Annotated in this window: 17 protein-coding genes and 1 other RNA gene; 4 read left to right on the forward strand and 14 right to left on the reverse strand. The window is 46.6% G+C overall.

What is annotated here, in order from left to right; genetic code table 11:
- Positions 1-41: 41 nt before the first annotated feature.
- The 6 genes from rnpB to argC all read right to left on the reverse strand — a co-directional run bounded on the left by rnpB (position 42) and on the right by argC (position 6,976).
- Positions 42-462: RNase P RNA component class B (rnpB, locus tag BEP19_RS16070), an RNA gene on the reverse strand.
- A gap of 103 nt (positions 463-565) precedes the next feature.
- Entirely contained in the window at positions 566-2,947 is a 2,382-nt protein-coding gene (locus BEP19_RS16075; RefSeq protein WP_120190945.1) for a Lon protease family protein, read from the reverse strand.
- A 126-nt stretch (positions 2,948-3,073) separates the two neighbouring features.
- Positions 3,074-4,033: an ornithine carbamoyltransferase gene (gene argF / locus BEP19_RS16080; protein ID WP_120190946.1), complete on the reverse strand. Its 960-nt coding sequence runs from the start codon at positions 4,031-4,033 to the stop codon at positions 3,074-3,076.
- Positions 4,034-4,057: 24 nt separating this feature from the next.
- Positions 4,058-5,191: an acetylornithine transaminase gene (locus BEP19_RS16085; RefSeq protein ID WP_120190947.1), complete on the reverse strand. Its 1,134-nt coding sequence runs from the start codon at positions 5,189-5,191 to the stop codon at positions 4,058-4,060.
- Positions 5,192-5,194: 3 nt separating this feature from the next.
- The gene (argB, locus tag BEP19_RS16090; protein ID WP_120190948.1) at positions 5,195-5,941 is read right to left on the reverse strand and encodes an acetylglutamate kinase; all 747 of its coding nucleotides are present in this window, start codon (positions 5,939-5,941) and stop codon (positions 5,195-5,197) included.
- Positions 5,942-5,965: 24 nt separating this feature from the next.
- A complete protein-coding gene (gene argC, locus BEP19_RS16095) occupies positions 5,966-6,976 on the reverse strand; it encodes an N-acetyl-gamma-glutamyl-phosphate reductase (RefSeq protein WP_120190949.1) in 1,011 nt (336 codons plus the stop codon).
- Positions 6,977-7,130: 154 nt separating this feature from the next.
- Between argC and BEP19_RS16100 the strand changes: the two genes are divergently transcribed.
- The gene (locus BEP19_RS16100; protein ID WP_120190950.1) at positions 7,131-7,571 is read left to right on the forward strand and encodes an RDD family protein; all 441 of its coding nucleotides are present in this window, start codon (positions 7,131-7,133) and stop codon (positions 7,569-7,571) included.
- Positions 7,572-7,995: 424 nt separating this feature from the next.
- On the opposite strand, the gene BEP19_RS16105 is transcribed toward BEP19_RS16100, so the two are convergent.
- Positions 7,996-8,211 (reverse strand): transposase, encoded by a 216-nt coding sequence (locus tag BEP19_RS16105; RefSeq protein WP_120190951.1) that lies wholly within the window; start codon positions 8,209-8,211, stop codon positions 7,996-7,998.
- A 245-nt stretch (positions 8,212-8,456) separates the two neighbouring features.
- On the opposite strand from BEP19_RS16105, the gene tkt reads away from it, so the two are divergent.
- Positions 8,457-10,463 (forward strand): transketolase, encoded by a 2,007-nt coding sequence (tkt, locus tag BEP19_RS16110; protein WP_120190952.1) that lies wholly within the window; start codon positions 8,457-8,459, stop codon positions 10,461-10,463.
- Between the two features lie 86 nt (positions 10,464-10,549).
- Here tkt and BEP19_RS16115 read toward each other — a convergent pair whose 3' ends face one another.
- Together BEP19_RS16115 and BEP19_RS16120 are read right to left on the reverse strand one after the other, a co-directional pair.
- Positions 10,550-12,622, reverse strand: coding sequence for a sensor domain-containing protein (locus tag BEP19_RS16115; protein WP_120190953.1), 2,073 nt, complete (start codon positions 12,620-12,622; stop codon positions 10,550-10,552).
- Positions 12,623-12,801: 179 nt separating this feature from the next.
- On the reverse strand, positions 12,802-13,674 hold the full coding sequence (locus BEP19_RS16120; RefSeq protein WP_120191002.1) for a YitT family protein: 873 nt from the start codon (positions 13,672-13,674) through the stop codon (positions 12,802-12,804).
- A gap of 171 nt (positions 13,675-13,845) precedes the next feature.
- Here BEP19_RS16120 and BEP19_RS16125 point away from each other — a divergent pair, with 171 nt between their 5' ends.
- On the forward strand, positions 13,846-14,790 hold the full coding sequence (locus BEP19_RS16125; protein WP_120190954.1) for an EamA family transporter: 945 nt from the start codon (positions 13,846-13,848) through the stop codon (positions 14,788-14,790).
- Between the two features lie 97 nt (positions 14,791-14,887).
- Here BEP19_RS16125 and BEP19_RS16130 read toward each other — a convergent pair whose 3' ends face one another.
- A complete protein-coding gene (locus BEP19_RS16130; protein ID WP_120190955.1) occupies positions 14,888-15,526 on the reverse strand; it encodes a spore coat protein in 639 nt (212 codons plus the stop codon).
- A 159-nt stretch (positions 15,527-15,685) separates the two neighbouring features.
- Between BEP19_RS16130 and BEP19_RS16135 the strand changes: the two genes are divergently transcribed.
- Complete coding sequence (locus BEP19_RS16135; protein WP_120190956.1) at positions 15,686-16,129, forward strand: MarR family winged helix-turn-helix transcriptional regulator; 444 nt, start codon at positions 15,686-15,688, stop codon at positions 16,127-16,129.
- 196 nt (positions 16,130-16,325) lie between these two features.
- Here BEP19_RS16135 and BEP19_RS16140 read toward each other — a convergent pair whose 3' ends face one another.
- The 4 genes from BEP19_RS16140 to BEP19_RS16155 are packed head-to-tail and all read right to left on the reverse strand — an operon-like array spanning position 16,326 to position 18,702.
- On the reverse strand, positions 16,326-16,556 hold the full coding sequence (locus BEP19_RS16140; protein ID WP_120190957.1) for a hypothetical protein: 231 nt from the start codon (positions 16,554-16,556) through the stop codon (positions 16,326-16,328).
- A gap of 24 nt (positions 16,557-16,580) precedes the next feature.
- The gene (locus tag BEP19_RS16145; RefSeq protein ID WP_120190958.1) at positions 16,581-17,045 is read right to left on the reverse strand and encodes a glycine/sarcosine/betaine reductase selenoprotein B family protein; all 465 of its coding nucleotides are present in this window, start codon (positions 17,043-17,045) and stop codon (positions 16,581-16,583) included.
- A 3-nt stretch (positions 17,046-17,048) separates the two neighbouring features.
- Positions 17,049-17,639, reverse strand: coding sequence for a CDP-alcohol phosphatidyltransferase family protein (locus tag BEP19_RS16150; RefSeq protein WP_120190959.1), 591 nt, complete (start codon positions 17,637-17,639; stop codon positions 17,049-17,051).
- Positions 17,632-18,702: an ABC transporter ATP-binding protein gene (locus tag BEP19_RS16155; protein ID WP_211329372.1), complete on the reverse strand. Its 1,071-nt coding sequence runs from the start codon at positions 18,700-18,702 to the stop codon at positions 17,632-17,634. Before BEP19_RS16155 ends, BEP19_RS16150 begins: the two co-directional genes overlap by 8 nt.

Consider the following 18,702-nt stretch of genomic DNA (forward strand, 5'->3'; position numbering starts at 1 on the left):
ATGGTATCACCTTTTACTATTCATAAGATGGCGATAAGGAATGCTGTAAGCCAGGTTCTGTTCTTCCGTACTGATCGCGGCAGCCAGCCTCGTACGAGAAGTTGCAGTCATTTAACTATCGATCGCAAAATCGATCCGTCCCTTTGGTTCATTTCCCGCAGGACGGCGCCCCTACCTATATTTGGGTTGCTCACTCACGGGGTTTACCTCGTTCCACTCTGGTTCGTTTCCGAACAGATTCGTCACTGTGGCACTTTCAGAGTAATATAACCATAGCGAAACGCCTTAGGTTAGTTCCTCGCCGTCAACCAAGCGTTACACTCAGCTGCCCTACCTTGCGATAGGCGTGATCACTCCGGGCATCTCAGCAGGGATCATCGTTTTAAAAAGCAACGATCCACTTCCGGGTGAGCCTGGACTTTCCTCTACTTACTTAACAGTAAGCAGCGACTACACACATTCCTTACTTCTGTTCTTATTTTAATGTGAATGACGCTGACAATCAAGTCTGGCGACATGTATAAACTTATCATGGCCCGCAGTGAAAAGCAATCGGTAGTTTTTGTTAATCAGATGGCTTAACGTCGCCCTTTCGTTCCAACGCTTTTAAGCGTTCGAACATTTGGTTCAATCGTTGTTCCACACGGGCAAAAATCGTTTCCGCCGATTCTCCCGTCAACATTTCAATGCCTTGTTCGATCGTCTCCACTGACCAAACATGAAATTGACCGCGTTCAATCGCTTCAGCAACATCCGCTTTTAACCCCAGATTTTTAACATTTTGATGCGGAATGATGACACCTTGCTCGCCTGTTAAGCCTTTCGCTGCGCAAACGTAGAAAAACCCTTCGATTTTTTCATTAACGCCGCCAATTGGTTGAATTTCTCCTTTTTGATTAACAGAACCTGTAACCGCAATGCCTTGTTTGATCCCCGTTTGACTCAACGAAGAAAGCAGCGCGTACAATTCTGTGCTTGAGGCGCTGTCACCGTCGATCATACTGTACGTTTGTTCAAAGGTCACACTTGCCGAAATCGGCAGCGGTCGTTCTTGAGCAAACTTTCCATTGAGGTAGCCACTTAGAATTAGCAGCCCTTTGTCGTGCAATTGACCGCTTAATGATGTTTCTCGTTCGATGTTGAGGATCCCTTTGCGCCCCAAATACGTTTGAGCGGTAATCCGATGCGGCTGACCAAACATGTAATCGCCTGTTTGCAACACAGCTAAGCCATTAATTTGCCCGACAACTTCACCTTCCGTATCAACCATCAACGTACCGTCAGCGATCATTTCTCGAATTCGTTCCGCAATCCGACTGGAGCGGTATTCTTGTTCATCCAACGCTTGCCGCAGATGAGCCTCCTCCACAACCAGCGCTTCCGCTTGTTCCGCCCAAAAACTAGATTCTACTATAATTTTGGTAATATCATGAAAACGGGTCGATAGTTTGCGCTGATCGCCAGCTAATCGCGAGCTGTAATTCATCAAACTCGCTAAGGCGCCGCGGTGAAACGGAAGCAAGCCCGACTCTTCCGTATAGCGTTTCACAAAAGAGGCAAAATCCTGAATGTGCTCAGCCGATTTTTCCATATCCGTATCGAATTCAACTTTGACTTTAAAAATTTTATGGAAGTCTTCATCCCATTGCGCCAGTAAATGATACAAATGCGCGCTGCCAATCATGACCACTTTTACATCAAGCGGAATTTCCTCCGGCTTAATGCCCGCTGTAGAAACGAGGGCTTGTTCTTCCAACACATTTTCAATGCGGATTTGTCTTGTCTTTAACGTGCGCTTGAGCATGATCCATGATAATGGGTTCGCCAACAGTTCTGCCGCTTGCACGATTAAGTATCCACCGTTACTCGTATGTAGAGCGCCTGGTTTAATCATCGTAAAATCCGTTGACATCGATCCAAATGAACCACGATATTCCACTTTTCCGAATAAATTATGGTAACTTGGATTCGTCTCGAACACGACGGGGGCGCCTGTTAATTTACTGCGATCAACGAACACATTAACCTGATATCGGGTCGATCGAACCTTGCTTTCCACAAATGGAAACAAAAAGTTTTCTTCTGAACCGTCGCTACCCTGGAAAAGCCGATAATTTTCACTCACATCGTCATGCATTTTTGTTAAATAAGTCAACACTTTTTCATTGTCCGCGTATAAATCCAACAATGCCGCAAATAAATCGTTCACCGCTTCTCGCGCCATCTTCTTTTTAAGTTTATCGTACTCTTCCTCTAGTTGACGTTCCACCAATTCAATGCGACGCGCGGCCTCTGTTACTTCCGCCTCAACTTCCTTGCCTTTTTGATTCAATTCATCCTGTTCAGCTTCAGGCATCGCTTTAAATTCTTCTTTGCTAATCGGACGACCGAATCGCAATGGTACTGTCAAATAACCTTGCTGTGTTTTTTCAACCCCAAAGTTTTGATCCTTCGCATACTGCTCAAGCTGCTTCCAAATCTCCTCTGCTTGATCGTTAAATGTTTTATGTACACTTTTCCGCTTTTTCTCGAACTCTTCACTGGCAAAAGCCGCGCGCGCATTCCGTTCAATATCTTTGATCAATGTCTCGATCGTCTGTTTAAATTGCGCCGCCTGTCCAGCAGGAAACGAAATGGCCAGCGGATGGTCCGGTGATTCAAAATTGTAAACATAACACCAATCATTAGGCGCTTGTCCATCTTCAGCCATCTCGGTTACTTTGGCCAACGCATACGCGCTCTTGCCAGAACCAGATGGACCGACCAAAAATAAGTTGTATCCGGGCTGTTTTACTTTTAAGCCAAACTCACTCGCCCGCTCCGCCCGTTTTTGACCAAAAACAACGTCTGACAAAGACTCAATCTCATTTGTCGTTTCAAACGGAAAGTCGTCAGCTTTAATATCGCCGCGCAGTTGAGCGGCAGGGACTTGACGTGATTGTTTCAATCCGTCACCCCTCCTTTCTCTCTCTATTATACGACAGCGGGACAGCCTTCGTAAAAAAAAGTCTGTCCCGCAAGGAATCGCTTCGATTCACTCCCAAAACAGACTAATTCACTTCTATATTTTAAGCTATGACATAATTGCCGCCATAATCGCCTTTTGAGCATGTAAACGGTTTTCCGCTTCATCGAATATGACCGAGTTCGCTCCGTCAATGACCTCTGCCGACACCTCTTCACCGCGGTGGGCGGGTAAACAATGCATGAAGATGTAGTCCGCGTTCGCACGTTCGACTAATGAACCATTCACCTGATAATTGGCAAAAGCTTTCTCCCTTTTTTCCTGCTCCTCTTCTTGCCCCATACTCGCCCATACATCTGTATAGATGACATCGGCCTGTGTTGCCGCTTCAATCGGATTATCCGTGATCAACACGTTGCTGCCGCTCTCTTTAGCAAATTCCTTGGCCATGGACACGATCGCTTCATCGGGCATATAACCTTGCGGCGAGGCCACGGCAATGTCCATGCCCATTTTTGCCGCTCCGATCAGCAATGAATGGGCCATATTGTTCCCATCACCAACGTAGGCAAATTTTAATCCTTCCAACTTTCCTTTATGTTCGATAATCGTTTGGAAATCAGCCATAATTTGACACGGATGAAACTCATCTGTCAAACCATTGATCACTGGAATCGACGCATATTTCGCCAACTCCTCGACGATCTCATGTCCGAACGTGCGGATCATGATTCCGTCCACATAGCGGGACAACACTTGAGCGGTGTCAGAGATCGGTTCACCCCGACCAATCTGCAAATCTTTTGAACTAAAAAACATCCCCTGACCGCCAAGTTGATAAATCCCAACTTCAAACGAAACCCGTGTACGGGTGGAAGCCTTCTCAAAGATCATTCCCAACGCTTTTCCTTTTAGAGGTTGATAGGACCCTCCCGCCTTTTGCAATTTCTTCAATTCCGCCGCAAGCGCCAATAGATCGGTTAGTTCTTGCTTTGTAAAATCGGCGAGACGCAAAAAATCTCGTCCCGTTAAATTCAACCGTTTGTGTAAAAGTTCAATCGTTGTCATCTCGTCACTCTCTTTCTTTGATCGTTATGCTTGCGCCGCCGCTCCTTGATGCTTGGCGATCACTTGCTTGATTTTTTCAATCGCAAACTCAAGTTCTTCTTGTGTAATTGTAAAAGGAGGCAACAAGCGTAACACGTTCGGTCCCGCCATTAACACGAGAATGCCTTCGTCACGCAACTCACTAATAATCGGGGCCACCTCAACCTTACACTCCACCCCGACGAGCAACCCTTGGCCGCGACCGCCTAACTCACTGCGCAAGTACTCCCCTTTTTGCTGGACTTGCGGTAAATACGATCCCACTTCCTCTAATGTCGCCAAACCCGCCGCCATTGCCAACGGATTCCCCCCGAACGTCGAACCATGAGTGCCTGGGCCAAAGCTATCCGCCAAAAATTCTTTTGCGATCATCGCCCCAACAGGGAATCCGCTGCCAAGCCCCTTCGCCGAAGTCACGATATCGGGTTCAAACTCGTAGTGCTGAAATCCGAACCATTTTCCTGTGCGACCAATGCCCGTTTGAATCTCATCGATAATCAACAGCAACTGATGCTCTTTCGCCAACGCCGCAATTTGCCTAACCCAATCCGAATCCGCGGGATTTACACCGCCTTCACCTTGCACCATTTCCAACATCACGGCGCACGTCTGCGGTGTAATCGCCGCTTGCAGCGCTTCTAGATCATTATACGGGACCGTTTTAAACCCAGCTGGCAACGGTTCAAAACCTTCTTTCACTTTATCTTGTCCCGTCGCTGTCAATGTCGCCAACGTCCGTCCATGAAAAGATTGTTCAAACGTAATAATTTCATACTTTCCTTGCTGATTCCCGTATCTCCGCGCTAATTTGATCGCCGCTTCGTTCGCTTCCGCTCCGCTATTGCAAAAAAACACACGATCCAAACCTGAGATTTCCGCTAATTTAGTCGCCAATTCTTCTTGAATCGGAATCTGAAATAAATTCGAACAGTGCCACAGCGTATCAAGTTGCTCGGCGACCTTCGCCTTCACCTTAGGCGGAACGTTACCAAGAGAATTCACTGCAATTCCCGAAACAAGGTCTAAATATTTATTGCCTTCCGCATCAAATACATAGTTCCCTTCCCCTTTGACGATCGAAATCGGCCAACGTCCATAATTCGAAAATAAATGGCTCATCGTCTAGTTCACCTTCCCTATAATCTTCGTGCCAACCGCTTGCCCTTGAACCGCCATTGTTAGGTTAGACGGATCAATGATCACAACCTGTTCCGCCGCTCGCAACGCGTCCATGGCCGCTTTCACTTTCGGAATCATCCCGCCAGTAATCACTTCGGAGTTAATCAGTTGATTAACTTGGTCCACTGTTAGTTCAGACAGCACCTCGCCATCTTCCATGACACCCGGCACGTCCGTCACGACGATCAATTGCGATACCTCAAGCGCTGCTGCGATCGCTCCAGCGGCTGTATCTGCGTTTATGTTGTAGGTTTGCCCATTTTCGTCGATACCCAAAGGCGCAATCACTGGGATCAAACCCATCCGACTAATAATCCGAATCGTTTCAGGATGAACTTGCTCGATTTGACCAACAAATCCATGTGGTCCTTTTAATTGGCTCGCTTCAATTAAGTTACCATCCAGGCCACTCAACCCAAAACCAAGTCCGCCCAGCTTTTTCACAATTTGCTTATTCGTCTGACCAATCAACACCATTTCCACCACTTTGAGCGTCTGCTCATCCGTCACCCGCAATCCGTCGATAAACTGCGGCTCAATTCCGTACGTTTCCAACGCATTTGAAATAGCGGGCCCGCCGCCATGGACAATCACCGGATCAAATCCGTCTTTCTTTAACTGAATCAATTGTTCGTATAAAGAATCGGGCAGATTGTCCAACGTGCTCCCGCCGCATTTTAAAACGATCATCTTTCTCTCCCCTTCGCGCTTTCCTTATGGATACAGCGGACTGAACGTCAATCCTGTCGTTTCATCCAAGCCCGCCATGATATTCATATTTTGAATCGCCTGCCCCGCCGCGCCCTTGACCACGTTATCAATCACGGAGATAACGATCAGGCGGTTCGTTCGAGGGTCCACATGGACTGCGATGTCACAGTAGTTTGAACCGGACACTTCTTTTGTTCTCGGATAGCTTCCCTCCGCGCGCAAACGAATGAACGGTTTCCCTTCGTAGGCTGCTTTGTACACTTCTTGAAAATCAACTTCCTCCGTTATTGTCGCATACATCGTACATAAAATCCCGCGTGTCATGGGCGCTAAATGCGGCGTAAAGGTAATCAAAGGTTGTTGCTCTGAAACGCGTTGCAACGTTTGTTCGATTTCTGGAGTATGTTGATGGTTCGCGACACGATAGGCCGCAAAATTTTCGTTGACTTCTCCATAGTGTGTCGCAAGTGACGCCGAACGCCCCGCCCCAGATACCCCTGATTTTGCATCAATAATGATCGATTTTGGATCTATATAAGGCATCGCTGGCGCTAACCCAAGCGCAGCCGCCGTCGGATAACAACCCGGATTGGCGATCAATTGAGCGTTCTGAATTTGCTCTTTGAACCATTCGGGCAACCCATAGACCGCTTTTTGCAGATCAGATTCATTCGCAGTTTCTTTGTTATACCATGATTCGTATGTCTCTTTAGGAAGCCGGAAATCACCCGATAAATCGATTACTTTCCGACCTGCTTCTAATAATGAAGGAACAAGTTTCGCGCTGACCCCAGACGGCGTCGCTAGAAAAACCCATTCCGCTGTTTTTTCCACGTCTAATTCTTCCAAAGTATGTTGTTCAATATTTGTCAAATGAGGATATACCTCTGTTAAATCAAGTCCAGCCTGTGAACTGGCAAACAATGATTTGATTTTCGCGGTTGGGTGGTTTTGTAACAGCCTAATCAGCTCCACGCCACTGTATCCTGTCGCTCCAATAATCGAAATATTCATAGCAATCTCTCCCTGTTTCAAATCTAATATGAATCATTATACAGTCTGTATAATTTTTATACAACACCTATTTTCATCAAAGAGATAAGACACGCCGACGATGCATACATATGTTGTGAGTCAAAGTATAACCGAGAAAAAGGAGGACTTCCGCATGAATCGACCTGCTGGATTTTGGGTGCGATTGTTGGCGATCATTGCCGATACGATCGTACTTAGTTTTATCAACATGTTCTTTATTTTGTTTCTAGGCGAAAGCTCGCTCTTTTACGCGTTATCAGCCGTAATTGGGTGGCTTTATTTCGCCGGGTTGGAGTCGTCATCACGTCAAGCAACCTTGGGCAAAATGTTATTCAGCTTAAAAGTAACTGATTTGTCTGGAAATCGAATTTCGTTTGCCCGGGCGACAGGTCGTTACTTCTCCAAAGCGATTTCCACTCTTTTGTTGTTTTTGGGGTACCTCATGGTTGCCTTCTCATCTCGTAAACAAGGCTTGCACGACAAAATAGCAAGCACACTGGTTGTGAGAAAAAACCTGATCTCCAATTTTGACAGATGGCAAGATGACGACTCTGGATACGGCGGCGATCGTTAGGCTGAAGGGAGCGCTGTCAGCCGTGGCGTCTCGAGCTGCGAGTGCGCAGGTCAGGCGGGCGGGCGGATCGCGAGGCGCGCGTTTGTGAGCGACTTTCACGCGATATAGGCGACTATTTTGGGATTTAAGAAAGATTTCAGAGATATGAGCGACTACCCGTCGTTTATCGGCGACCACTAACTAGCGGGACCTCGGGGCGCGCGCTTTTGATGAACACACAGTTATTTTTTCATCTACAAAAACTAAGGGGGAACCGCCCCCCCTTTAGCTTCCACCCTCCGATTTCACAGAAAAAACAAATAAAACTCGGCCCACACTTTTAAATCATTTGGAAGACCTCTGGAAGAGACTGTGCAGTTCAGCGGTTCAATGGCTGACGGTAGACTCTCCCTTTTAGATCACCTAAATAAGGTAATTTCATTCGTTACGCAACGATGGCGACGCGGATTCGGTCATGTTTGTTTTGTTCCATCTCTTCCTCCACCTCATCCCTGTACTCATGAACCCATTTATTAAGCGTTTTAGGGGAATAATCATTTTTACGCGCCACAAATGCGGCATTGCCTCCCTCTAAAGCTACACGCGCGAGTCGTTTCTTTATTTCTATAAATTCATTCGTATTTGGAAATCTATTTCTCATTGGACTACCTCTGCCTTTCTATTGTATATTGCTTTGTTAGAAAGCGTCCAATTTAGTCAGGGGGCTATATTCATACTCTACGTTTATGGACGACCAGGCCGCCTCCAAAGCATAGCGATGCCCTCCTGACTTCCCGATCTATTTACGATGTATGATTCTTTTGCTAACAGGGGATTTTACTTATATGATAAGATAGGAATATCGCGCTTAATTTAGTGGGATTTACCAATTAAGGAGGTTTCAACATGACGAGTAGCAATCTTGATCAATTAGCGATCAACGCGCTTCGAACCCTTTCCATCGATATGGTTGAACAAGCCAATTCCGGTCATCCGGGGATGCCGATGGGAGCAGCGCCAATGGCTTACGCGCTATGGGCGAAGCAAATGAAGCATAATCCAAACAATCCTGAGTGGTACGACCGTGATCGTTTTGTTTTATCGGCTGGACACGGCTCCGCTTTGCTTTATAGCTTACTCCATTTGACTGGCTATGATTTGTCGCTTGACGATTTAAAGCAATTCCGTCAATGGAATAGCCGCACGCCTGGCCACCCTGAATACGGATACACGCCGGGTGTAGAAGCAACAACAGGTCCACTTGGACAAGGAATTTCAATGGCTGTTGGAATGGCGATGGCCGAAGCCCATCTTGCCGCTACATACAACAAAGACGGCCACGAAATCGTCAACCATTATACGTACACAATTTGTGGCGATGGCGATTTAATGGAAGGCGTTTCTGCGGAAGCCGCTTCGATGGCGGGCCATATGGGGCTTGGCAAATTGATCGTGATGTATGACTCCAATGATATTTCACTGGACGGGGAGCTTTCTTTTGCTTTTACCGAAAGCATCGAGGCGCGCTATCAGTCTTACGGCTGGCAGTACATCCGCGTCGAAAACGGGAACGATATCGAGGAGATTGGACGGGCGTTAGCCGCGGCTAAGCAAGATACGAAGCGACCGACCATGATCGAGATTCGAACGGTGATCGGTTACGGTAGTCCGAACAAGGCAGGCAAGTCAGCCGCGCACGGCGCGCCGCTCGGAGCCGAAGAAAACACGCTTACACGCCAATATTACGGCTGGGAATACGAGCCTTTTCAAATCCCGGACGAGATTCGCGCTCATTTTGCAACGATAAAGGAACAAGGGCAACAACAAGAACAAGAATGGAACGAAAAGTTTACGGCGTACAAACAAGCCTACCCTGAATTAGCGGCCCAGTTTGAGCAGGCGATGAAAGGCGAGCTCCCGAAAGGCTGGGACGCTGAGTTACCTGTTTATCAACCTGACAGTCCCAAAATGGCGACGCGGGAATCATCCGGGACGGCGCTTAACGCCATTGCTCAAACGGTACCGACTTTGTTTGGCGGTTCTGCTGACTTAGCTTCCTCCAACAATACGACGCTAAAAGGATACGATATTTTTGAAACGAAAAATTATGCGGGCCGCAACGTTTGGTTCGGTGTGCGCGAATTTGCGATGGCTTGCGCCTTAAACGGGTTGGCGTTGCACGGTGGGGTTCGTCCGTATGGGGCCACCTTCTTTGTCTTCTCCGACTATTTGCGACCGGCGGTTCGTCTGTCCGCGCTGATGGGCCAGCCTGTCATTTATGTGTTGACTCATGACAGTATTGCTGTTGGTGAAGATGGACCGACGCACGAGCCGGTTGAGCATTTACCGTCCTTACGGGTCATGCCAAACTTAACCGTCATGCGCCCAGCTGACGCCAACGAGACGATCCAAGCATACCGTTTTGCGATGGAACAAAATGAAACGCCGATAGCAATGGTGCTCACGCGTCAAAAGCTGCCTGTCTTGTCAGGTACAGCAGAAAAAGCGCGCGACGGTGTCGCCAATGGGGCCTACGTACTCGCCGATCCGGCTAACGGCGCAAAACCGCAAGTGATATTACTGGCGACAGGTTCGGAAGTAAGTCTTGCGGTCGAAGCTCAACAAGTGTTAGCCAGCAAAGGGATTGCGGCTCGGGTTGTTAGTATGCCGAGCTGGGAACGCTTTGAACTGCAATCACAAGATTACAAAGACACGGTAATCCTACCGGATGTGAAGGCTCGTGTCGCAATTGAAATGGCGACGCCACTTGGCTGGGAACGCTATGTTGGCGATCAAGGCGCGATCATTGGCGTAAATGGATTTGGCGCATCCGCTCCAGGTGACACTGTCATCAAAGAATACGGATTCACAGTCGAAAACGTCGTCAAACACGCAGAACAAGTTTTAAAATAAAGAGACCGCCTGTTAGTCTAATAAAAAACAGAGCTGTGGAAATAATCCGCGGCTCTGTTTTCTTTCCAATATATTTATTTAGGTAATCAAGCGTTTAACAAATAACGTTCAAATTCACCGACAGGCAACGGCCTGCTGAATAGAAACCCTTGAATTTGATCGCATTGCCCTTCGAGCAGAAACGCCAACTCTTCTTTCGTTTCCACTCCTTCCGCCACAACATCTAACAGTAGTTGACGAGCCATTTGAATCATCGCAGACGTAATCGCCGCATTTTTGTTGTCACGGTAGATGTTTCGAATGAACGATCGATCGATTTTGATGCCATCGATTGGAAAAGATTTTAGATAGAAAAACGAAGAATAGCCTGTGCCAAAATCATCGATGTAGATCTTTATGCCCATCTTCTTCAACTCGACCAATGTTTGAATCACAAAGTCCTCGTTTTTCATGAGCGAGTTCTCCGTGATCTCCAATTCTAGACAGCTCCCTTGTAGTCCATATTCCTCCAATAAATCTGCCATATCATTCACAAAATTATGTTGCAATAAATGCTGAGAGGTCATGTTCACACTGATCGGCAAAAGCGGGAAACCTCTCTTTTTCCAATCAACAAGCTGTTCGCACACTTTCCTTTTGACCCAAGAACTTATTGCTAAAATTAATTCAGTCTCCTCGGCCAATGGAATAAAAGTACCCGGAGGGATCATGCCATGTTCTGGATGGTTCCAACGAAGTAATGCTTCGGCGCCGACGAGTGTGCCTTTTGTAGCGTCTACTCTCGGTTGATAATATAGCTCCAGTTGATGATTTGTTAGCGCTTTTCGTAAATCCTTTTCCAAAAAGAACCAATCGGTTGTTACTTTATTCATCCAAGTGGAGTAGATTTGGCACTGATTGCGACCCTCGCCCTTGGCGCGATACAGCGCAATATCCGCTCGCTTCAATAAATCTTCGCTATGCTTCCCGTCCGTTGGATAGATGCTGATTCCGACGCTAATAGTAATATGCAGATGGTAATTTTGCACGATAAATGGTTGTTCCAAGGAGTCTATCAAACACTTGGCTGTGTTAATCGATTCTTCTCGATTATCCAAATTGGGTAATAGAATCATGAATTCGTCTCCGCCCATGCGGGCTAACGTTGCTTTTTCAGGTAGGTGTTGTTTGAGGTGAGATGCTACTTGTTGCAACAACATATCGCCAATCGTATGCCCTAACGTATCATTCACATATTTAAAACGGTCCATGTCTACGTACATCAAAGCGACCTGTTCCTGGTCACCCGCCCGTTTAATTGCTTGTTTCAACTCTCGTTGGAATTTCCTCCGATTAGGTAGATCAGTTAACTCATCATGATACGCAAGATACTCATTCAATTGCTGCATCTTCCTTTGTTCCGTTATATCGTAAACAGAACCGACCACTTCCAAAACTTGTCCATTTTGTCTGACAGGAGATAACTCAAATCGAAAACATCTTTCTACTAAGTCGACTTCATAATTAACGACTTCACCACGGAACGATCGCTCATAATGCAAACATTTATGCGCCGCAACCTCTGGCGAAAAAATATCGTACGGTGTTTTCCCAGCATGTGTTTCCGTGCTTAATTGGAGCGAGGCGAGCAGTTTCCCTTCCAACATCGTATAGTAAAACATGCCATTTTCGCGCATTTTAAGTTTAAAAATACCATTATGTAGATTTTTAACCGTTTGTCTAAAATCATCTTTCAATGCTTTTTGCAGCGCGGCTTCCGCTTCCTTCTGTTCCGTTATATCCGTGCGGATCGCCACATATTGATAAGGTTTCCCCTGTTCATTAAGAAACGGAACGATCGTCGTGTGAACCCAATAACAACTGCCGTCTTTCGCTCTGTTTTTAATCTCGCCACGCCATGTTTCACCCTGTCCAATCGTCCGCCACATCTCTCTAAAAAAATTTCGATCATGGTACCCGGAACTGACTATGCGGTTATCTTGACCTAGCAATTCTTCTCTTCTGTATTGCGAGATTTCACAAAATTTATCGTTCACGTATTCAATAACTCCACGTTGATTCGTAATCACAAGAATAGATGATTCATCTAACGCCGTCCGAATGTCAGACAGTTCCTTCATTAATTTTTCAACAGAGTTAGATTCGATGAATCGGTTCATAAGCTGTCTCCTTTCTTGGATATCTTTAACATGGTTAGGCCCATTATACTATAATCACTTGTTTTGTATAGGCGCCTTTTTCCATTTTTTAATTAGCGCCTTTAAATACGATTTAAAAAACCCGCAGTGCCAAAAGGGATTCCTTCAGCAACCGCGGGCTATGGTTATCGTCCATTATGCTATCTTTTAAAACCTTCGCCAAGCACTTCATTCGCGCTCGTGACAATGATAAACGCGGCTGGATCAATCTCGCGCACGGCCTGTTTTAAGGTGTTGATCTCATTTTGCGAGACAACGCACATCAACACAGGACGTTCTTTATCCGTATAGCCGCCATAACCTGGAATCTTCGTTACACCCCGATCCATTTCGTACAAAATCGCCTGCTGAATTTTTTCAGCGTCTTGGGCAATAATGAACGCAATTTTGGATACGTTTAACCCCACTTGAATCACATCAATCGTCTTGCCTGTAATATAGAGGGCAATCAACGCATACAGAGCTTGTTCAGGTCCAAACACAATCGCCGCGCTCAACACGACGAGTCCATCGATCAAGAGCACCGCGATCCCGAGCGAAAGCCCCGTAAACTTATGAATGATTTGGGCGATCAAATCCGTGCCGCCTGTCGAAGCATTTGCCCGAAAGACAAGCCCGAGCCCAAGTCCGACCCCAACTCCGCCATACAAGGCGGCAAGCAACGGTTCATCCGTAATCGTCGGCCAGCCTTCTGTTAAAAATACAAACAAAGGTAGGACCAACGTCCCGATGATCGTTTTCAAGCCAAATTGCCTGCCTAACACAACAAATCCAAGTCCGATCAATCCCAAATTAAAAACCCATTGAGTAAAAGCGGGACGCCAATTGAACAGATGTTTCGTGATAATACTAATTCCGCTGACCCCGCCCGAAGCAATATCAAATGCGGCTAGAAACAAATTAAAAGCTAGCGCAATGCAAAACGACCCTATAAACAGGAACGCATATTCTCGAGCGATGTTCAAGCGCGTTTGCTCGCGACGACCTCGGTTACGCTTTTTTCTCGCGATCATCTTAAAACTTATCTCACTTTCATTAAATACTTTGTCTGCAAAGAAGTATATCATTCCACACGCCGCTTTGTAAAAGGTTGAAACTTGTCATTATTCTAGTAAACGGAGTATGATAAGAGCAATTCACTTCATCGAAAATAATAGGGTGGTAAATGTCATGAGGGAACAAATATGAGCCGCGGCAACAATTCAAAAGGATTTACGCTGGTCATCACTGCAGCGTTGTTATGGGGGATGAGCGGCGCCGTCGCCCAAAAGCTGTTTCAACAATATCATATTGAGGTCAATTGGTTAGTGACATCACGACTGCTCATAGCAGGCTTTTTGTTATTAATCGTTCAATTTAAGTTCAGAGATCGCGCCCAAATATTTAACGTATGGCGCCAACCTCGTTCGGCCATCCAGCTGCTCATCTTTGCTCTATTCGGGACGTTAGCCGTGCAATATACGTATATGGCGGCGATTGATCAAGGAAACGCGGCTGTTGGCACGTTGTTGCAATATTTAGCGCCTGCGCTAATTATCCTTTATCTCATTTTGCGCAAACAATCTGCGCTGAACATACGCGACACTGTTTCTGTTAGTTTAGCGTTAATCGGATGTTTTTTGCTGCTTACGGATGGCGCAATATCAAAGCTCTCCGTTCCGCCGATGGCAATTGTTTGGGGCCTGCTCTCCGCAGTTGCGTTAGCCTTTTATACGCTTTATCCTGTTCGACTCTTAAAAAAGTTTGATTCGATCGTAATTGTTGGGTGGGCCATGGTCATTGGCGGTCTCGTCTTAAACGTTGTTCACCCCATTTGGAAAATGGATGTTAGCCGCTTGACGTTAAGCGCTTGGGGGTATTTATTTTTCGTAGTCGTACTCGGCACGATGATCGCCTTTTGGTTTTATATCGAAAGCTTACAAAGCTTAGCGCCGAAAGAAACGAGTTTACTGAGCAGTCTGGAACCATTGGCGGCCGTTCTTTCGACCGTATTTTGGCTCGGCGAACCCTTTGGCCCCTTTCAATGGCTGGGCTCCGCCTGTATGATGATCATGCTCATATTCGTCGCCGTAAATCAAGGGACATCCGTAACGGATAAAAAAACAGACGCAACGCGACAAGTCAGTTAACCTACGCGGGATGGAGACGGGAACTTTCCTTCATTTAACTATATGCGCTTTAACAACACGAAAAAACCCACCAATTCAAGTTGGCGGGTTTGATCGCTTACATATAGGTACGGATCAACGGACTTTGCTGCAAATGTTGCGTACCTTGCATATTTTGCATCGGAGTCATGCGCGGCATATTCGACATTTGGCCCATTTGCGCTTGTCCATAGCTGTCGATTACCGTATGCGTCGTTATGTCTTTCATCGTTGGCACCTGGTAATACCCTTGTTGGTGCATATACTGCCAAACTTCATAGGCCATCTCGGAACAATTCGTTGCCCCTTGTTGCATCATTCTACGCAATCCGGAATCAGCGCATTCGAGAGCCGCCATTGTCTTGCAAATCGTTGACGCTTTGTAGCAACCAAGCATGCCGCTGGAAACATCTCGGTCATCCATTTGGTTGGCGCTTGTATTCGGCATTTGCGTCGGTGGATTGTTTAACCCATAGGATGGCGTGAAATTTTTAGGCGCCTGATAAGGTACCGCTTGGCCCATCCCTCTTTGATTTAACGCTTGAACCATCCCATTGTACTCACTGATCATAAATTGCAGATGGTTATCCATCATTTGAGCCAACTGTTGATCTTTTACGTGGGGACGATACAATTGAAATAGATTAATCCCATTGATCGTATCCGTTAATACTTCATGCATTTCCATCAGTTCGTGGGCTCCAAATTGCGCTGCCATCACACTCATCTCCCCCATCTTGTTGTTTGCTCGCAAAAATTAGGATTGCCCAAATCGAACAACTTTAGTCATAGGATAAAGTTCATAGACATGATCAGAAAACTGACGAACCAAATCGTCAAACTATTTCGATAATGAAATCAAGGAAAGGATTGAATTATGAAACATTTTCAAAGTACCATCGAAAAACTGGAACAAGCTTTTGTTACCTTTATGCGCCACTTGGGACCGAAACTATCGGAAGATGCAGAGTCTGGTTTAACAGGCGCCCAATTTTATATTTTGCATCTACTTTCACAAAAAGAAAAATTCCGCGTTACGGAGATTGCCAATAAGATGTGTGTCAAAACGAGCGCGGTTACAGTGATGGTTGAGCGTTTGCATAAGAACGATTGGGTCGCCCGCTCTCGCGATGAAAAAGATCGCCGCGTCGTATGGATCGGTCTGACGGACAGCGGGAAAGAGGTATTGGCCAACGCGCAAAAACGTCGGTTCAAAATTTTAGCGGAATATTTGCAACATCTCGATCCGAATGAGTTAGACCATTTACTGCATATCTACGAAAAGTTAGGTCAGATCGCGCAAAAGATGGATGAAGCGTAGACCATAAATGGATGGAACGAATAGAGTTAAGAGTCAAAAGTCCACCTATTCAATCAAATGGTTGAGAAAAGAGATGGAATAGATGGAATTTCGACAACTAACCGCGGCACTATGTTCCGTGAAATTTTAAAAGGGGCGTCAGGGACAACCGCAAATGATCGATTTTCCACAACTCCCCTTTTTTAAAAAACCGTTTCTAGCGATAAGGCAGTTCGACGATGCTTTCGGGCTCCCCCTTTACCGCAAATTGAATCGCTTCCCATAGAATCTCTTTCTGCGTTGTAACATCCCCTGCCTGCCCGAAGGTACGCCCCAATGGAAAACGGATATACAACGTTCGCGGCGCTTTCATCTTTTTCGTCACATTCGGCAGGTGGCTAATCCCGGCTGTCCGTATCCCACGTTGTTCAATCGCCCGCTGAATCAATCCCACGGATTGATGGCAAATATATCAGCCGGGCGATAAAATCGCAATATCGATTTCATCGACAACAAGCTGTTCAGCGATTTCAGGTCCAACTTTTTCAATCAATGGGGTCGGGTCAGGCACATAGCCTTGCAAACCGAAATGATGGGCGGCAATACTCCCGATTTTCCCTTCGGACGCTAATTCGCGCAGCCGTTGCAACGGAAACACGCAATTGATATCTTGATCCGCGTCAGCGCGATCGAAATGGGTATGGCTCGTAATCAACTGTTCGATCGGCGTCTCCCCCGGAATAATCCGATAGCTTGAATCGTGTTCCTTCACTTGAAATATCGGTTGCTCGCGCAAATGGACCCCCGCAGTCGTCACCAACACTACTCGAGCCGCTTCAATCGATTTATCCCACTCCGCAATCTGCGGCGCCGTCTCCACTTCCTCGACTTGTGTTTGGGCATACTTCCCAATCAATCTTTGCTTTAGTAACAACATCTTTTACACCTCCTTTAAAATTCGTCTTGCTTCCGCGAGGCGTTGTCCAATCGTAACCAGCATGATCCCCATAAACACGCCGCTACTCCAAAGTAACCCGTTTGGAAGCAACATCATCACGGTCAACATAATAAAGCCTTCTGTGCGTTCCCCTAAACCCGCTTGGTAATAAAACGATTTGGCGCCCTGCTTTTCGGTCACCGCCCCGACGGTTAAAAACACCGTCATTGAAATGACAATCGTCGCTGTGACGAGCAACAACATAAACTGGGCGTGAGGATAACGCGCCGCCAATCCAATTACAACGGACAGCTCAACAACCCTGTCAAACGTAATATCAAGCACCGTCCCCCATGCTGTTGATTTATTCTCCAAACGAGCCATGGAGCCATCGACCGCATCTAGAAATCCAGAAATCCACAGAAACAAAGCCGCCCAATAGACGTGATCGAAATAAATCCATAATCCGCTCGTCAATCCGATTAAGAAACCGAGCCATGTCACTTGATTCGCTGATAATCCGAGTCGAATACACAAGCTGGCTGCGCGGCTAATCACAGGTTCAACATATTTACGAGCATGGGTATCAAGCATGAACGGTCCCCTCTTCCTCAATAAAGTACAAATCAGCGGGATCCCAATTAAGCCCAATTCGATCACCACGTTGCGTCGTTGCTGCTTGTCGCGAGGTTTCAATTATTTCCAAACGGACAGCATGTCCAATTTGCAGCTCTAGATGATAAGCGCCTTGCAAAAATCGAACCTCGATTACTTCAGCCTGGGCTTGCGCCTGATCGTATGTGGCGATCCGAGCGGCATATGGCGGAATCAACAACCAACCCGCCTGATCAACCTTTGTCGCCTGACGATCAAACGGCGTTTGCCAATCGGCATCAGTTGCAACAAATTGCCCAGCTTCCAGTTTACCGCGGATCAAGTTATTCAAGCCGAGAAAACGCGCCACCTCAACGCTAGCGGGTTGACGATACAAACGTTCCGGAGCGTCAACTTGTAACAGCCGCCCTTCACTCATTACTCCCACACGATCCGCCAAAGCAAACGCTTCGGCTCGATCATGCGTGACCAACACGATCGTCACTCCCATATCTTCATGAAGTCCTCTTAACCAGGCTTGCATTTCCTCGCGCAAACCCGGATCAAGGGCGCTGAATGGCTCATCCATTAACAGCACTGTTGGCTCCAATACAAGCGAACGAACGAGGGAAACGCGTTGCTGTTGACCGCCGCTCAACTCATGCGGAAACCGTTGTTCGAAACCGCTCAGTCCCGCTCGCTCCAAAAAAACACGCGCTTTTTCTAAACGAGCGGCCTTCCCCATCCCTTTCATTTTAAGACCGAAGGCGACATTATCTTCCACACTCATATGCGGAAACAGCAGCGCTTGTTGAAAGACCATCCCAAATCCTCGTTTTTCAGCAGCAACACCGGTGATTAACCGACCGTCCGCGTAAAGCTCGCCCGCATCAGCCTGTTCTAACCCGGCGATCAACTTTAAAAGAGTTGTTTTACCGCAGCCAGACGGACCTAACAACGCGAATAATTCGCCCTTTTTAACTTCTATGTGCTCGACAACCAAGCGAAAGGAATCATCGGCCCCGTATTGTTTCTGAATGTCATTCATTTGCAATGCCGACAC

The sequence above is a fragment of the Ammoniphilus oxalaticus genome, from assembly GCF_003609605.1.
Lineage (GTDB): Bacteria > Bacillota > Bacilli > Aneurinibacillales > RAOX-1 > Ammoniphilus > Ammoniphilus oxalaticus.

What these genes read in the sequence shown, in the direction of transcription:
- BEP19_RS16120 (WP_120191002.1), bottom strand. Translation starts at nt 13,674, where the DNA reads ATGATCGCGAGAAAAAAGCGTAACCGAGGTCGTCGCGAGCAAACGCGC.
- BEP19_RS16135 (WP_120190956.1), top strand. Translation starts at nt 15,686, where the DNA reads ATGAAACATTTTCAAAGTACCATCGAAAAACTGGAACAAGCTTTTGTT.
- argF (WP_120190946.1), bottom strand. Translation starts at nt 4,033, where the DNA reads ATGACAACGATTGAACTTTTACACAAACGGTTGAATTTAACGGGACGA.
- BEP19_RS16085 (WP_120190947.1), bottom strand. Translation starts at nt 5,191, where the DNA reads ATGAGCCATTTATTTTCGAATTATGGACGTTGGCCGATTTCGATCGTC.
- BEP19_RS16150 (WP_120190959.1), bottom strand. Translation starts at nt 17,639, where the DNA reads ATGCTTGATACCCATGCTCGTAAATATGTTGAACCTGTGATTAGCCGC.
- BEP19_RS16100 (WP_120190950.1), top strand. Translation starts at nt 7,131, where the DNA reads ATGAATCGACCTGCTGGATTTTGGGTGCGATTGTTGGCGATCATTGCC.
- tkt (WP_120190952.1), top strand. Translation starts at nt 8,457, where the DNA reads ATGACGAGTAGCAATCTTGATCAATTAGCGATCAACGCGCTTCGAACC.
- BEP19_RS16105 (WP_120190951.1), bottom strand. Translation starts at nt 8,211, where the DNA reads ATGAGAAATAGATTTCCAAATACGAATGAATTTATAGAAATAAAGAAA.
- BEP19_RS16115 (WP_120190953.1), bottom strand. Translation starts at nt 12,622, where the DNA reads ATGAACCGATTCATCGAATCTAACTCTGTTGAAAAATTAATGAAGGAA.
- argB (WP_120190948.1), bottom strand. Translation starts at nt 5,941, where the DNA reads ATGATCGTTTTAAAATGCGGCGGGAGCACGTTGGACAATCTGCCCGAT.
- BEP19_RS16130 (WP_120190955.1), bottom strand. Translation starts at nt 15,526, where the DNA reads ATGGCAGCGCAATTTGGAGCCCACGAACTGATGGAAATGCATGAAGTA.
- BEP19_RS16145 (WP_120190958.1), bottom strand. Translation starts at nt 17,045, where the DNA reads ATGTTGTTACTAAAGCAAAGATTGATTGGGAAGTATGCCCAAACACAA.
- argC (WP_120190949.1), bottom strand. Translation starts at nt 6,976, where the DNA reads ATGAATATTTCGATTATTGGAGCGACAGGATACAGTGGCGTGGAGCTG.
- BEP19_RS16125 (WP_120190954.1), top strand. Translation starts at nt 13,846, where the DNA reads ATGAGCCGCGGCAACAATTCAAAAGGATTTACGCTGGTCATCACTGCA.